Source organism: Photobacterium japonica (genome assembly GCF_050337005.1).
Lineage (GTDB): Bacteria > Pseudomonadota > Gammaproteobacteria > Enterobacterales > Vibrionaceae > Photobacterium > Photobacterium japonica.
The window spans coordinates 95,207-110,013 of the sequence record NZ_JAKJSN010000007.1; the positions used below are offsets into that span (position 1 = coordinate 95,207).

Below are 14,807 nucleotides of genomic sequence, written 5' to 3' on the forward strand. Positions count from 1 at the left end.
TGGGCGGTCAACGTGTGGGCCTGAATAGCTCTGTGATTGCTGTTACTCAGATCAGAACGCCACGGGAGAGAAGGGGTAGATAGAATTTGGCGCTATTTTAGTGATCCATCAGCAAAAGGCAATCGTTTGCGTGTGGGTTTTACAGGGATTGAATTTGCGTATTTACAATCTTATATTGCGAAAATAAAAACAGGCCGCAAGGCGACCTGTTCTGGGAGCTTTTATACGCAGAGGCGATGCGAGGATCAGGCGTTGGAATAATTTTCCCGTTGGCCGAGCCAGCGGTCAATGATGGCTTGTGCGTTATCGGGGTAGTGATCAAACAGGTAGCGCGCCAGCTTTTGCACCTGTGGGATCAGGTGCTGGTCGCGCACTAAGTCGGCCACTTTAAACTCGGCGATACCGGTTTGTTTGGTGCCGAGCAGTTCACCGGGGCCGCGGATCTCCAAATCGCGCTGGGCGATGACAAAGCCATCGCTGCTTTCGCGCAATACGCCGAGACGTTTCTGGGCAGTTTTCGACAGCGGTGCATGGTAGAGCAGCACACAGTGACTCGCCACTTGGCCTCGGCCAACGCGGCCGCGCAACTGGTGCAATTGCGCTAGACCTAAGCGTTCCGGGTTTTCAATCACCATCAGGCTGGCATTGGGTACATCCACGCCGACTTCAATCACCGTGGTGGCGACCAATAGGTGCAGTTCACCGGCTTTGAAGCGTTGCATCACCGCCTGCTTCTCGGCCGGTTTCATGCGGCCATGCACCAACCCGATGTTCAATTCGGGCAGTTGCGCGGTCAGTTCATCGGCGGTATCAGAGGCCGCTTGGGCTTCCAGTACTTCCGATTCGTCAATCAGGGTACATACCCAGTAGGCTTGGCGGCCTTCGTTCATGCAGGCGGCACGAATACGCTCGATGATATCGGGACGGCGTGAATCGGGCAGCGCCACAGTCTGGATCGGGGTACGACCCGGTGGCAGCTCATCAATCACCGAGGTTTCTAAATCGGCGTAAGCCGTCATGGCCAAGGTGCGTGGAATCGGAGTCGCGGTCATGATCAGTTGGTGCGGGTAGCGGCCTTCGTTAGCGCCTTTCTCGCGCAGCTCCAACCGCTGGTGGACACCAAAGCGGTGCTGTTCATCAATGATCACCAACGCCAGATTCTGAAACACGACCTGATCTTGGAACAGGGCGTGGGTGCCGACCACCATTTTGGCCTCGCCACTGGCAATCTTAGCGAGCTCGCTCTCGCGGGCTTTACCTTTGAGTTTACCGGCCAGCCAGCCCACGTCGATACCCAATGGATTGAGCCACTGGGCAAAGTTGATGGCGTGCTGCTCGGCCAATAATTCGGTCGGTGCCATTAAGGCCACTTGATAGCCGTGTTCAATGGCACGCAGTGCTGCCAGCGCCGCGACTAAGGTTTTGCCGGATCCAACGTCTCCCTGCACCAAGCGCATCATCGGATGAGGCTGGGTCAAATCGCGTTCAATGTCGGCCACCACTCGCTGCTGGGCGCCGGTTGGGCTGAATGGCAGGCTGGCCAGCAGTTGTTGTTTGAGGGTGTCTTGTGTTGACGCGTCCGGTGCGGCCAACGGCCACGCGGCATGCTGCTGGCTGTTGTTACGCACCGCCAGCATTGACAGGTTTTGTGCCAGTAGCTCTTCCAAAATCAGGCGTTGTTGTGCGGGGTGTTTGCCTTCCTCTAGTTGATCGAGCGACACATCCGGCGTGGGACGGTGCATCAGATGCAGCGCTTGTGCCAATGTCATCTGACGGTCGTACAGGCCTTCAGGCAGCAGTTCACGCACCGCGGCTTTGTCGAGCAAGGTCATGGCCTGATCGGTCAGGTTACGCAAGGTGAGTTGGCGCAGGCCATCGGTGGTCGGATAGACCGGCGTCAGGGTCTCTTCCACGCTTAATTCGGTGGGCTCGGAAAACAGGCGATAGTCAGGGTGGATGATTTCCAGCCCGTATTGGCCGCGTTTGATTTCCCCGTAGGCCTTCACTTGCTTGCCTTCGGTGAAGTTGTTTTTCATCGCGGCGGTGAAGTTGAAAAAGCGCAGCGTGGCGGTGCCAGTGTGATCGCTGATCTTCACCGTCATCATACGGCGTTTGCCGAAGGTGATGTTACAGCTAAGCACCTCGCCTTGAACGGTCAGGTGTTGGCCGGGCATCACTTGCGCCATCGGCCAGATCCGCGTGCGGTCTTCATAGCGGAGCGGTAAATGGAACAGCAAGTCCTGCACCGTGCGCAGGCCAATCTTATCCAGTTTGTCGGCCATTTTGGCCCCGACCCCTGACAGCTCTGTCAAGGCGATGGTATCAAGGAGTTGTCCGCTCATGAGTCCGTCCGCTTACTCTCAAGGTAGAATTTTTTTCTTTTTCGGCTCAATCGCCTGCATGGTTTTCCACCAGCTTTCATCGGCGGCGATCTGGCCGTGTTCGTCCAGCGGTGGGTAAGGCAGCCCTTTGCGGCGTGCGACTTTAGCCAGTACTGGGTGACCGCGTTCAAACAAAATGCGGTTGACCACCTCATCCGGTAATTGGGTGATTGTGCGATCGTACATGCCGGCGTTTTGGCGCTGACGCTGCGCTTCGTACAGGATCAAGGCGCTGGCCACGGAGACATTCAATGACTGTACCATGCCGACCATCGGAATGATGATATCTTGATCGGCCATGGCTAAGGCTTGTGGGGAGATCCCGTTTTTCTCGCCGCCCAGAATAATCGCGGTCGGTTTGGTGTAGTCGATTTCACGAAAATCCACCGCGGTCTCAGACAAGTTGGTGGCCAGCACTTGCATGCCTTGGGCTTTCATTGCTGCCATCGCCTCGACCATGGAATCGTGCGTGTCGAGTTCGACCCAGTTACGCGCTCCTGCGGAGGTGTGGCTATGCACTTTCATCGCTTTGGTCGGCCACACCGCGTGGACCTTGTGCACGCCAACGGCATCGGCGGTACGGATGATGGCGGAGACATTGTTGGGTTTGTGAACTTCTTCCATGCACACCGTCAGATCCGGCTGGCGGGTGGCAAGGACAGCATGAATACGCTGGAAACGATCGGGTGTCATGGTGCGTTGTTACCTAAAGCTAGTGCTTAAAGAAAGCGACCTAAAGAAAACGCCCGAGAACGGGCGTTTAGAGTATAAGTCGGCAGCAGGGATATCCCCGTTACCGGGATCAGTTTTTCTGACGCGATACCCGCACCACGTTGGGCATGACTCGGATCCGGCGCATGATATTGGCCAGATGGATCCGCCCTTTGGTGGTCAGGCGTACCGTGATGGTGTACAGACGGCCATCTTTTTCTTCGGTCGCCAAGCCCTGAATATTCGAGCCGGTTGCCGCGATGGTGTTGGTCAGATCGGCCAGTGCCCCTTGGTGGTTTTGCATGTCCACCTTGAGGCTGGTGACGAATTCTTGCTCGAAGTCTTCGCTCCACTCGACCGCCATGTACTTGTCCGGTTCACGTTGGTAACCACGGATGTTGGCACATTCTTCGCGGTGGATCACCAAGCCTTTGCCCGGACTGACATGGGCCATGATGGGGTCACCGTGGATCGGGTGACAACAATTGGCGAAGGTCAGCAAAATGCCATCGGCGCCACGAATAGGCAAGCGACGGTCATTTTCTTTCTCGGTCAGTTCATCGGCACGGCCCAGCAGACGGCGGGCGATCACCACGCTCATCAGCTCACCCAAGCCAATTTCAGCCAGCAAATCTTCCAAATCCACCAAACGCAGATCGGTCAGCACTTGTTGCAGGTTGCCCGGATCGACTTGGTCGATATTGAGCGCCCCAAGAGCATGATTAAGCAGACGACGACCCAGTGTGATGGACTCTTCACGGCGCATGGTTTTCAGCACCTGACGGATCTTGGTGCGCGCGCGTGAGGTCACGACATAGTTCAGCCAGGCTGCGTTAGGACGCGCCCCAGGTGCACTGATGATCTCAATGGTCTGGCCGTTTTTCAGTGGCTTGCTCAGCGGGTAAGGCTGGCGCTCCACACGGGCACCGACACAGGCGTTACCCACATCGGTGTGCACCGCGTAGGCAAAGTCGACGGCGGTCGCCCCGACCGGCAATTCCACAATGCGGCCTTTCGGGGTGAAGACGTAAATCTCGTCTGGGAACAGATCGGATTTCACGTTCTCGATGAATTCAAACGAGCTGCCGGCGCTTTGCTGCAGTTCGAGCAGACTTTGCATCCAGCGCTGTGCTTTCACCTGCGCCGTGGTACTCGAGCTTTCGCCGTCTTTGTAGGCCCAGTGTGCCGCGACGCCTTTATCGGCCATTTGATCCATGTCTTCGGTACGGATCTGCACTTCCACCGGCACGCCATGCGGGCCAACTAAGGAGGTGTGTAATGACTGATAGCCGTTGGCTTTCGGGATCGCGATGTAATCTTTCATCTTGCTTGGGCGCGGCTTATACAAGTTATGCACTTGGCCGAGAATGCGGTAGCAAGTATCGAGGTCATGGACCAGTACGCGGAAGGCGTAGATATCCATGATGGTGTGGAAACGCTGCTCTTTGTTCTTCATCTTGTTATAGATGGAGTAAAGGTTTTTCTCGCGTCCCAGTACCGTACCTTCAATCCCCGCATCGTTGAGGCGACCCTCAATTTCAGCGTGGATTTTATTGATCATTTCTTTGCGGTTTCCACGGGCAGCAGCGACCACGTTTTTCAGGACGCGGTAGCGGTTGGGATAGAGGGCTTCAAAGCCGAGCTCTTCCAACTCTGTCTTAATATTGTGGATACCCAAACGGTGGGCTAAAGGAGAGAAGATTTCCAGCGTTTCGCGGGCGATCCGACGGCGTTTGTCCGGGCGCAGGGCACCCAACGTGCGCATGTTGTGCGTACGGTCAGCCAGTTTGATGAGGATCACGCGAATATCATGGGCCATGGCCATGATCATTTTGCGGAAGTTTTCAGCTTGCGCTTCTTTGCGATCGCGGAATTTGAGTTTGTCTAGCTTCGAGACACCATCGACCAGCTCAGCCACGGTGGAGCCAAAGCGGCTATCGAGATCGTCTTTGGTGACCTCGGTATCTTCAATGACGTCGTGGAGCAGGGCTGCCATGAGGGTTTCGTAATCCAGGCGCATTTCCGCCAGAATACGAGCAACAGCAATGGGGTGGATGATGTAGGGTTCGCCGCTAGAGCGTGTCTGCCCTTCGTGTGCGTCGCGCGCAACCAAATAAGCCTGCCTGAGCGCCTCAATTTGAGACTCAGGCAGGTATTGTGTTGCGACTTCTTTCAGGCTATCAAAAAGATACAATGCGCCCGGTTCCCTGAATTAACGGTGGTTGTCGCCAGCAATAGCACTAACAGCGGCTAGCTCTGCTGCTTCTTGCTCTTGAACTTCCTGACGCTCACGAGCATCAAGAATTTCTTTTGTGATCAGACCTTCTTCGATTTCACGAAGGGCGATAACAGTGTATTTGTCGTTTTCTTCAGGAACCAATGGATCCTTACCGCCTGTTTGCATTTGACGAGCGCGGCGAGAAGCAATTTGGATCAGGTCGAAACGGTTGCCAATTTTATCAACTGCGTCTTGAACGGTTACGCGTGCCATGGAGGGCTCCAGTGGTTATAAAAATAAAGATGGAAAATTGTACAAAAATACTTACTGATCTGCCAGCAGGGCATTCAGCATGCTGTTATATTTAGCAGTTTGCTTATCTTGCTTCAATCGTTCTGCACGGATAATGGCTTTTAAATCCATTAGTGCCACATCAAAATCATCATTAACGATCACATAATCGTATTCGTTGTAATGAGAAATCTCTGAACGGGCTTCCTGCATGCGACGGGCAATCACAACATCGCTGTCTTGACCACGGGCATTCAGTCGGCGCTCCAGCTCTTCTTTTGAAGGTGGCAAGATAAACAAGCTTTTGGCTTGTGGCATTTGCTTGCGAATTTGACGCGCGCCCTGCCAGTCGATATCCAAGAAGACATCGATGCCTTTATTCAGCTGCTGTTCGATCCAAGGACGTGAAGTACCGTAGTAATTACCAAACACTTCAGCGTGCTCAAGGAAAGCGCCTTGTTCAGCAAGGTCCGTAAATTCTTCTACGCTAACGAAATTGTAATGAACGCCGTGCTCTTCGCCTGGACGCATACCGCGCGTGGTGTGAGAGACGGATACTTTCATGTCATAGGTCGGATTGGTTTCCAACAGGGCGTTGATCAGACTTGATTTACCAGCACCGCTTGGGGCCGACACGATGTATAGAGTACCTTTGCTCATTGCCTATTTTCGCTCAGTGATAGAAGGGCGCGCAGATTATCATGAACTGCGCTTAATTGAAATTAGCGGATTGCTTGAAAATTCATCTTTTTCTGATGCGTATCGTTAACTATACGCCGTGGGCGGCTTTTTTGCGAAATACGGGATCCGCTGCCCACTTTGCGGGCGTGATAACAATTGTGATGAAAGGGATGCATTGCACCTGTTCACGGCGCGGTGAACCTTCAGAAAATGGGCGTAAACCGGCAGGATGCACTGGCAATGTGCATCACCTTACGTTAGACACCCTGCGGTAGACCGCGACGTTGGCATCGCGGTGAGGAGAGGCAGCGACGCCAGGGAGAAGCAGATGGCCATGACAGTAACTGGCACAGGGAAACAACGGAGCAGCATGTGGCGGCTATTGGTGGCACTGGGTATGACGGTAAGCACCGTGGCGATGTCGGTCGCCGTGGCATCGGCAGTCGTTGCGCCAGTCGTACAGGCCTCCGTCGCCGGACTGGCGGCGGACTCGGTGCCAGAGACGGCATCGCCTGACTCCGCGGCACATTCAACGCTATCGGTACGGGCATTGTCTAATTATCACCTGTTAGTGGCCGCACTGCAGGAGGTGGTGATACAGCAGCCGAATGTGGGTGGGCCACAGACTTTTTATATCACGCCGTATTCCCCCGACGAGATGGTGGCGTACTTGGTGTGGCCACAACAGAAACGACTCTGGATTGTCCCAGTGTCAGAACACCCAGATTATGCCTGGCAGCAACTGATCCTTTCCAGTAGTGGGATGCTCATCGAGCTTGATTCAAGTGTGGTGGATACGCAGGAAGAAATTGGTACGAGTACTTATTTGGTCGATAAGCCATGGGCGGCAGAGAAGCTGTTTGACGCGATCGTGGAGGGGGAGGCGATAGTGGTTTCGCCGCCAATCAAGGATTAGCGGCAATTTCTGACCGGGCAGGTGAATAAGGCGATCTTATTCGATGTTCTGGATCTGCTCGCGCATTTGCTCGATCAATACTTTCAGTTCCACCGCAGAGGCGGTGATGTCGGTGTTGATGGATTTCGATGCTAGCGTGTTTGACTCACGGTTGAACTCTTGCATCATGAAGTCCAGACGACGGCCACAGGCGCCCCCTTTCTTCATCACTTTGTGCGTTTCTTTCACGTGTGAGTCCAAACGATCCAGCTCTTCCGCCACATCGCTCTTTTGTGCCAGCACGATCAGCTCTTGCTCGACGCGGGTCGCATCCAGCTCAATCTTCGCTTCTTCAAAACGGCTGAGCAGACGCTCACGCTGCCATGCCATCACTTCTGGCATGTGGGCGCGAACTTTGGCCGCTTCTTCGCTGATCGCATCCAAACGCTGCACGATCAGATCTTTCATGTTGGCGCCTTCGCTTGCACGTGCAGCCAAGAAATCTTCAATCGCGGCATCAAAGCCTGTCAGTAGATCTTTGTTGATGGCATCCAAATCTTGCTCAGACGCTTCCATCACCCCCGGCCATTGCATGACTTGGAACGGGTTAATGCGGCTTTTCTCGCCGGTCAGCGCCATGATTTGCTCTGCCGCATTGATCACTTGGCTGGCCAATGTCTGGTTGATGTTCAACGCAGCGTTAGCGGCAGGGTTCGCTTCAAAACGCAAGTTACACTCAACTTTACCGCGTGCAAGACGCTGGCGGAAACGCTCGCGCAGTACTGGCTCAAGGCCTCGGAACTGCTCAGGCATACGCAGGTACGTTTCAAGGTAGCGTTGGTTAACCGAACGGATTTCCCAAACAGCGGTGCCCCAGTCAGCTTTTACTTCGCGACGGGCGTAGGCGGTCATGCTATGGATCATTGGCGGAGGGCCCTTATGTAGAAAGAAGATAACTGCTTACTGGCTGTTAACGCGGGGCGCTAAGAGCCGTGCAATACAGGATACGGCGCAGTTGTCGTAGTGCATTGATTATAACGTAGCCTACCGATGAAAAGATAGGTGAGGGTGTCGTGTGAACAGTGTGCATTTTTTGAGTGCACTTCGTGCCACTTACGATTACACTCCGCCGTCATTTTTTACTTTGTGAACCCTTTATTCCATGAAAAAGTACTTTGCGTTAGCGCTATTAGGCCTGTCTTTGACAGGGTGTGTGACCTTTCCAACCGCGGATTCTCGCCATGTGCAGGTGATCTGGGATGATACGCAGGCACTCCAAGGTTGTGCCCTAAAAGGCACAGTATTGGGTTCGCAAGGCCATTTCTATGATTACTGGATGCACGCCGATCGCGACATGGTGTGGGGTACGCTCAATGAAATGCGTATCAAAGCGCACGAGATGCAAGCGGATACCTTGTACTTGTACCAGCCATTTGGTTTCTTGGGATCGGTAACGATGCTGGGTAATGCCTATGACTGTCAGCGTCCGGTAGCCGTTGCGGTGACCGAGCCTACGATGGCGGATATGTCAGCGCCTGCAGCAGTGAACGCTGCGACGCCTGTTGCAACGAACGCAGCTGCGCCCGTGAGTACTGACACAGCAGCGCAATAAGAGTCTCGCGTGCGTTAATCCTTTTGTTTTGACACGTTTGTCTCGACACGGCGGCGATCGTTTGCGTACGTGTCACGCAAAGGGTTTCGCGTGCACTGATCGGCGGTTATCGCTATAATCGCCGGTTAATATCAGCCAGCCAAAGGGAATCCCCGATGCGTCCAAGCGGAAGAAATGCTAACCAAGTACGTCCAATCACTATTACTCGTCAATTTACGGCCCATGCTGAAGGGTCAGTGTTGGTGGAGTTTGGTGATACTAAAGTGATCTGTACGGCAAGTGTGGAAGAGTCAGTACCACGTTGGCTGAAAGGTAAAGGCAAAGGCTGGGTGACAGCAGAATACGGCATGTTGCCGCGCGCGACCCATTCGCGTAACCGCCGTGAAGCGGCAAGCGGTAAACAAGGCGGTCGTACCATGGAAATTCAGCGCCTGATCGCGCGTAGCCTACGTGCTGCGGTGGATCTTGACGTGCTGGGTGAGCAAATGATCACGATTGACTGTGATGTGATTCAGGCGGATGGTGGCACACGCACCGCGTCTATCACAGGTGCAATGGTGGCGTTGGTGGATGCGATCAACTACATGCTGGCAAAAGGCATGATCAAGAAAAACCCACTGAAAGGCATGGTGGCAGCAGTCTCTGTCGGTATCTACAACGGCGAGCCGATCTGTGATTTAGAGTACCTTGAAGATTCAGCAGCAGAAACCGACATGAATGTGGTCATGACCGAAGACGGTAAGATGATCGAGATTCAAGGCACGGCCGAAGGGGAAGCCTTCAGCCACGACGAATTACTGGCGATGCTGGCGCTAGCCAAGCAGGGCATTGAAGACATTATCAACGTGCAGAAGCAAGCGTTGATGGATTGATTTTGAAGCGGTTCCTATTGGAGCCGCTTTTTTTTGGCTGTCGGGGCGGATGTCGCCTGTCTGACAGCCCGAGTATGACTATACGTTTCATAAAATAAGGAAAAACCATGAAAGCATATCAGCGTCAGTTCATTGAATTCGCCCTTGAAAAAGGCGTATTGAAATTTGGTGAGTTCACACTGAAATCTGGCCGTAAGAGCCCGTATTTTTTCAATGCCGGGTTGTTTAATACAGGTCGTGATTTAGCACGTCTGGGTCGTTTTTACGCTGAAGCTTTAGTGGACGCGGGCATTGAGTACGATGTGCTATTTGGCCCGGCGTACAAAGGGATCCCGATTGCGACGACCACCGCGGTGGCGTTGGCGGATCAGCACGATATCGACACCCCTTACTGTTTCAACCGTAAGGAAGCCAAAGATCACGGTGAAGGCGGCAACTTGGTGGGTAGCCCACTGGAAGGCCGCATCATGTTGGTGGACGACGTGATCACTGCCGGTACGGCAATCCGTGAATCAATGGAAATCATCAAAGCGAATGGCGCGGATTTGGCGGGCGTGTTGGTGGCGATTGACCGTCAGGAAAAAGGCAAGAGTGAGCTGTCTGCGATTCAGGAAGTGGAGCGCGACTTTGGCTGTGCCGTGATCTCGATTGTGTCTTTGGGTGATGTGGTACGTTACTTGGAAGAGCAAACGGGGATGGACGCACACCTAGAGGCAGTAAAAGCCTACCGTGCAGAGTACGGGGTGTAAGTCTTTAGGGACGCGTTTCGAGTCGGCGAGGAAGCGCGGGGCGTTTTCTCTGCCCGAGAAACAACAAAAGCGAGTGTCATTGACGCTCGCTTTTTGTTTTTTTATTCTACTCGAACCTCGAACCTCGAACCTCGAACCTCGAACCTTTAGCCTAACTCTGCACTGAGCAAACGCCAGTAGTCATCAAAGTTGGCCGTGGGCTTGTATTTGAAGTTAGAGCGAACGAAACGGTTCAGGCTGCCTTCAACTTGGCCTAGCAACTGAGCGGCCAAAATGCCTTCATCGACCGGGAAGCCTTTGCCTTCACGCAGTTTGCGCTCACGCAGTACCTGGCGAAGCTGGGTTTCAATGCGCTCAAACAGTTGGTTAATACGTGACTGGAGACGGTCTTGTTCAAACATCAACGCGTGGCCGGTCATAATGCGGGTCAGGCCCGGGTTACGCTCGGCAAAGGTCAAGATCAACTGTAATACCATGCGCAGACGATTCAGGGTGTCTTTTTCATCATCCAGAATGCGATTAATGCGGGTAGTAATGGTGTCTTCAATAAACTCGATCAACCCTTCAAACATTCTCGCCTTGCTTGGAAAGTGACGGTAAAGCGCGGCTTCCGAGACGCCCACCTGCGCGGCCAGTTTCGCGGTGGTAATACGTTGGCTACCTTGGGCCGATTCCAGCATTTGAGCTAATGCTTGCAAAATTTCTTCGCGGCGGTTGTTTTTCTTGTTGCCAGCCATGAATAACCGTTCCTTTTCAAAATAAGACTGTCTCTGACAGCGTGAAACCCGCCTATCTTAGCGGTGGAGCCTGACGGTGAAAAGCACTCTCGGGCGATACTGAGTGCTTTATCGGCCAAAAAAGCCCAACCTGAAGGGAAGGGCTTCTATTTAAGCAGCAGAGTGAAGACGATTACGCCTGACGGGCGTGAAAGCGCGCGATGATTTCATTCATCAACTGCTGGCCCAGCAGGGTTTTGCTGGTCAGTGGCAGGGCTTTATCGCCTTGAGGCCAGTACAGATGCAGGGCATTACTGTCACTGTTGAAGCCTTGGTCTTGCTGCGACACATCATTGGCACAGATCAGATCCAAGTTTTTACGCTGCAGTTTGCCTTGTGCGTATTGCGCCACCTCTTGCGTTTCGGCGGCAAAACCGACCGTGAACGGACGTTGTTCGGTCAGTTGCGCAATGCTGGCAATGATATCGGGATTTTTCACCAGCGAAATCACCATCTCATCCTGATCGCTTTGCTTTTTCATCTTCTGCGTGGCGACATGAGCCGGACGGAAGTCGGCGACAGCGGCACAACCAATAAAGATATCGCTCTGTGGGGCATGGGTATGCGCCGCTTGGAACATCTCCTCAGCACTTTCAATGTCCACACGCTCGACACCCGCAGGTGTAGCGAGGTTCGTTGGGCCGCTGATCAAGATAACGTTCGCGCCTCGCTGTGCCGCCGCCGCCGCAATGGCGTAGCCCATCTTACCGGAGCTGAGATTAGTCAGGTAGCGTACCGGATCAATCGCTTCGCGGGTGGGGCCTGCCGTAATGGTCAGCGTGATACCCGCCAAGTCGGCAGGCTGGAAGAAGGCTTCGACCTGATGCACTAACTGCATAGGCTCCAGCATGCGCCCCGGGCCGACATCGCCACAGGCTTGCTCGCCACTGGCTGGCCCCCAGATGGTGCAACCACGGCGGGCCAGCGTCGCGATATTTTCTTGTGTCGCGATGTTGCGGTACATCTGTTGGTTCATCGCAGGCGCGACTGCAATCGGTGCGTCGGTGGCTAAGCATAAGGTGGTGAGCAAGTCATTACCCATGCCAGCAGCCATACGGGCGATTAAATCGGCCGTTGCTGGTGCCAGTAACACCAAGTCAGCCCATTTCGCTAACTCAATGTGTCCCATCGAGGCTTCCGCTGCGGGATCCAATAAGCTGTCAGAGACCGGGCGACCTGAGACGGCTTGCATCGTAAGAGGGGTAATGAACTCTTTGGCGGCGTTGGTCATTACAACCTGCACTTGCGCGCCACGTTCAATCAGTCGGCGCGTGAGTTCGGCACATTTGTAGGCGGCGATCCCACCGCTGATCCCAAGAAGTATTTTTTTCCCTGCCAGAGTCTGCATTGTTCTTGCCTGCTATCGATATCCGGAATATGAATGCGGCACACCTTACCATCAAAAAAAGGCGCTCACCAAAAGAAAGCATGCATCCTTGCGCCCGATCAAGCCTGAGGTGACCGCCATGATCGACGGCGGTAAATCCGGCGGGGGTCTGTGATGTATCTGGCAGTTCGGCACGCCGTGTTGCGGCGTGAGGGGCGGTTTTTCTCGTGCTGGCTGCGATCTTGAGGGGGAAGGCTTGTTGATCATGCTCTCTAGGTATTAGCTGGCCGCTATAAGGAGGGAGATATGTCACTCAAACTGTTACCGGAACAATCACGGCCCCGAGAAAAGTTATTAGCCCGGGGCGCAGGGGCACTCTCGGATGCGGAATTGCTGGCGATTTTCTTGCGCACTGGCATCACAGGGATGAATGCGATTGAGCTGGCCACGGATCTCTTGCATCAGTTTGGTTCGCTGCGGGCGTTGTTGGCCGCCGACCAAACCGCGTTCTGCCAATATAAAGGACTCGGGCCAGCCAAATTTGCCCAGTTGCAGGCCGTGTTGGAAATGAGTCAGCGTCATTTAGAGGAAACCTTGAAAAAAGGGGATGCCTTAACGAGTCCGGATCATACCCGTCGTTATTTGACGCAATTATTGCGCGATCGCCATCGTGAAGCGTTTTATGTCCTGTTTCTCGATAACCAGCATCGGGTGCTTACCGGAGAGGTATTATTTGAAGGAACGATTGATGCTGCGAGCGTGTATCCACGAGAAGTTGTAAAAAGATCACTGGAACTTAATGCAGCCGCGCTCATTTTAGCGCATAATCACCCGTCAGGCGTCGCTGAACCAAGTCAAGCAGATCGTCGAATTACCCAACGCATTAGTGATGCACTGGCGTTGGTTGATATTCGGGTTCTAGATCACTTTGTTGTCGGTGATGGAGAAATTACTTCATTCGCTGAGCGAGGATGGCTATAAAATAGCCAAAATTTGCCTAAAAAGTTGAGAAAGGACTGCTCGGGACTTGAGCAACTGGTTTTGACTTAGTATAATGCGCGACCTTTGATAGCTGTGGTTAGATGTGAAAAAATATTTTTACATTGAATAAACCATGGTAGATATCGAGCTGAAACGATTTGGAGAAGACAGTAATGTCCCGAGTATGCCAAGTAACTGGCAAGCGTCCTGTAACGGGTAACAACCGTTCACACGCGCGCAATGCCACCAAGCGTCGTTTTCTGCCGAACCTGCAAACTCATCGTTTCTGGGTAGAAAGCGAAAAACGCTTCGTTAAACTACGTCTTACCGCTAAAGGTATGCGTATCATCGACAAGAAAGGCATTGATGTCGTTCTTGCAGAGATGCGTGTTCGCGGCGAGAACGTTTAAGAGGATTTGAAGAATGGCTAAAGGCATTCGTGAGAAGATCCGTCTAGTATCATCTGCTGGTACAGGCCACTTCTACACTACTGATAAAAACAAGCGTAACATGCCAGGCAAATTTGAGATCAAGAAATTTGATCCAGTAATTCGCCAGCACGTTATGTACAAAGAAGCTAAAATCAAGTAATTGATTTCATGTTTTTTTGATAAAAGCCCAGTTTATGCTGGGTTTTTTTATACCTAAAATTCCTCTTCACCTCTTCACCTCTTTATCTTCTTATTTTCAGCCACTCCCTCTGCTTTTTTCCTCTGACCATTAAGCGATTTTCTCGCAATCTCGTATCTTGTTGTAACCATGCTATGATTTCCGCTCTGCTAACAGGAAGGGTATCGCTATGCGACTGTCACGTCGGGGATGGAACAATGTCATTATTTTTGCGGTGATTGCGTTTATCGCGATGATCCAGTTACCCGAATGGGTGAAAAACCGTGCGACGTCATCATCGTCATCCGTTGCGGATGCTCCGGCGGTGTTAACCCGTTTATTGCCCCTTGATGCCCTGCCTGAGCGGGTCGTCTTCCCGCAAACGACACTGACAAACAGCGCGTTAGGCTGGCAAGCTGCGCCGCTGGTGGCCTTGCCGGCACATACCTTGTTGTCGCATTGGTTGACGTTGGAAGGCACGCCGGTGAGTGCGGAGATCATGCAGCAACTCACGTCTCAGTTGTCGGCGCCTCGTCATGTCGAATTTGAGTTGGCGGGGCAGCAGACCGCCGTGTCGGTGACCGTCTATCAGTTGCCGCAGTTTTGGTTATTACAAAACGGACAGGGCGAGTGGCTGGCTGTTTCCGTGGCGGAAGCGTACTTGTTTCCGTCTGCAACCCATTCATCAATCGTCAGTGAGTAAA

General features: G+C 53.1%; 16 protein-coding genes. 8 read left to right on the forward strand and 8 right to left on the reverse strand.

Annotated features, from left to right (window positions below; translation table 11 throughout):
* Nucleotides 1–245: 245 nt before the first annotated feature.
* The 5 genes from recG to gmk form a co-directional block, all read right to left on the reverse strand.
* Nucleotides 246–2,342 (reverse strand): ATP-dependent DNA helicase RecG, encoded by a 2,097-nt coding sequence (gene recG, locus L4C36_RS00940; RefSeq protein WP_428475910.1) that lies wholly within the window; start codon nucleotides 2,340–2,342, stop codon nucleotides 246–248.
* Between the two features lie 18 nt (nucleotides 2,343–2,360).
* Nucleotides 2,361–3,074 (reverse strand): tRNA (guanosine(18)-2'-O)-methyltransferase TrmH, encoded by a 714-nt coding sequence (trmH, locus tag L4C36_RS00945; RefSeq protein ID WP_428475911.1) that lies wholly within the window; start codon nucleotides 3,072–3,074, stop codon nucleotides 2,361–2,363.
* 109 nt (nucleotides 3,075–3,183) lie between these two features.
* Nucleotides 3,184–5,286, reverse strand: coding sequence for a bifunctional GTP diphosphokinase/guanosine-3',5'-bis pyrophosphate 3'-pyrophosphohydrolase (spoT, locus tag L4C36_RS00950; RefSeq protein ID WP_428475912.1), 2,103 nt, complete (start codon nucleotides 5,284–5,286; stop codon nucleotides 3,184–3,186).
* 18 nt (nucleotides 5,287–5,304) lie between these two features.
* A complete protein-coding gene (rpoZ, locus tag L4C36_RS00955; protein WP_428475913.1) occupies nucleotides 5,305–5,583 on the reverse strand; it encodes a DNA-directed RNA polymerase subunit omega in 279 nt (92 codons plus the stop codon).
* Between the two features lie 51 nt (nucleotides 5,584–5,634).
* Nucleotides 5,635–6,261 (reverse strand): guanylate kinase, encoded by a 627-nt coding sequence (gene gmk / locus L4C36_RS00960; RefSeq protein WP_428475914.1) that lies wholly within the window; start codon nucleotides 6,259–6,261, stop codon nucleotides 5,635–5,637.
* A 349-nt stretch (nucleotides 6,262–6,610) separates the two neighbouring features.
* Here gmk and L4C36_RS00965 point away from each other — a divergent pair, with 349 nt between their 5' ends.
* The gene (locus tag L4C36_RS00965) at nucleotides 6,611–7,198 is read left to right on the forward strand and encodes a hypothetical protein (protein WP_428475915.1); all 588 of its coding nucleotides are present in this window, start codon (nucleotides 6,611–6,613) and stop codon (nucleotides 7,196–7,198) included.
* Between the two features lie 36 nt (nucleotides 7,199–7,234).
* Here the strand turns inward: L4C36_RS00965 and L4C36_RS00970 are convergent, their stop codons facing one another.
* Nucleotides 7,235–8,101, reverse strand: coding sequence for a YicC/YloC family endoribonuclease (locus L4C36_RS00970; protein ID WP_428475916.1), 867 nt, complete (start codon nucleotides 8,099–8,101; stop codon nucleotides 7,235–7,237).
* 238 nt (nucleotides 8,102–8,339) lie between these two features.
* Here L4C36_RS00970 and L4C36_RS00975 point away from each other — a divergent pair, with 238 nt between their 5' ends.
* From L4C36_RS00975 to pyrE, 3 genes are all read left to right on the forward strand, one after another.
* The gene (locus L4C36_RS00975) at nucleotides 8,340–8,789 is read left to right on the forward strand and encodes a DUF4156 domain-containing protein (protein ID WP_428475917.1); all 450 of its coding nucleotides are present in this window, start codon (nucleotides 8,340–8,342) and stop codon (nucleotides 8,787–8,789) included.
* A 155-nt stretch (nucleotides 8,790–8,944) separates the two neighbouring features.
* Entirely contained in the window at nucleotides 8,945–9,661 is a 717-nt protein-coding gene (gene rph, locus L4C36_RS00980; protein WP_428475918.1) for a ribonuclease PH, read from the forward strand.
* Between the two features lie 107 nt (nucleotides 9,662–9,768).
* Nucleotides 9,769–10,410 carry an orotate phosphoribosyltransferase gene (pyrE, locus tag L4C36_RS00985; protein ID WP_428475919.1) on the forward strand — a complete coding sequence of 214 codons (642 nt, stop codon included), beginning with the start codon at nucleotides 9,769–9,771 and terminating at the stop codon, nucleotides 10,408–10,410.
* 146 nt (nucleotides 10,411–10,556) lie between these two features.
* Here pyrE and slmA read toward each other — a convergent pair whose 3' ends face one another.
* Both slmA and coaBC read right to left on the reverse strand, forming a co-directional pair.
* Nucleotides 10,557–11,147 (reverse strand): nucleoid occlusion factor SlmA, encoded by a 591-nt coding sequence (gene slmA / locus L4C36_RS00990; protein ID WP_428475920.1) that lies wholly within the window; start codon nucleotides 11,145–11,147, stop codon nucleotides 10,557–10,559.
* A gap of 172 nt (nucleotides 11,148–11,319) precedes the next feature.
* A complete protein-coding gene (gene coaBC / locus L4C36_RS00995; RefSeq protein WP_428475921.1) occupies nucleotides 11,320–12,534 on the reverse strand; it encodes a bifunctional phosphopantothenoylcysteine decarboxylase/phosphopantothenate--cysteine ligase CoaBC in 1,215 nt (404 codons plus the stop codon).
* Nucleotides 12,535–12,819: 285 nt separating this feature from the next.
* On the opposite strand from coaBC, the gene radC reads away from it, so the two are divergent.
* From radC to L4C36_RS01015, 4 genes are all read left to right on the forward strand, one after another.
* Complete coding sequence (gene radC / locus L4C36_RS01000; protein WP_428475922.1) at nucleotides 12,820–13,494, forward strand: RadC family protein; 675 nt, start codon at nucleotides 12,820–12,822, stop codon at nucleotides 13,492–13,494.
* Nucleotides 13,495–13,667: 173 nt separating this feature from the next.
* Nucleotides 13,668–13,904 (forward strand): 50S ribosomal protein L28, encoded by a 237-nt coding sequence (rpmB, locus tag L4C36_RS01005; RefSeq protein WP_036789338.1) that lies wholly within the window; start codon nucleotides 13,668–13,670, stop codon nucleotides 13,902–13,904.
* A gap of 13 nt (nucleotides 13,905–13,917) precedes the next feature.
* Nucleotides 13,918–14,085 carry a 50S ribosomal protein L33 gene (gene rpmG, locus L4C36_RS01010; RefSeq protein WP_054674906.1) on the forward strand — a complete coding sequence of 56 codons (168 nt, stop codon included), beginning with the start codon at nucleotides 13,918–13,920 and terminating at the stop codon, nucleotides 14,083–14,085.
* A gap of 208 nt (nucleotides 14,086–14,293) precedes the next feature.
* Complete coding sequence (locus L4C36_RS01015; RefSeq protein WP_428475923.1) at nucleotides 14,294–14,806, forward strand: hypothetical protein; 513 nt, start codon at nucleotides 14,294–14,296, stop codon at nucleotides 14,804–14,806.
* Nucleotide 14,807 lies beyond the last annotated feature (1 nt).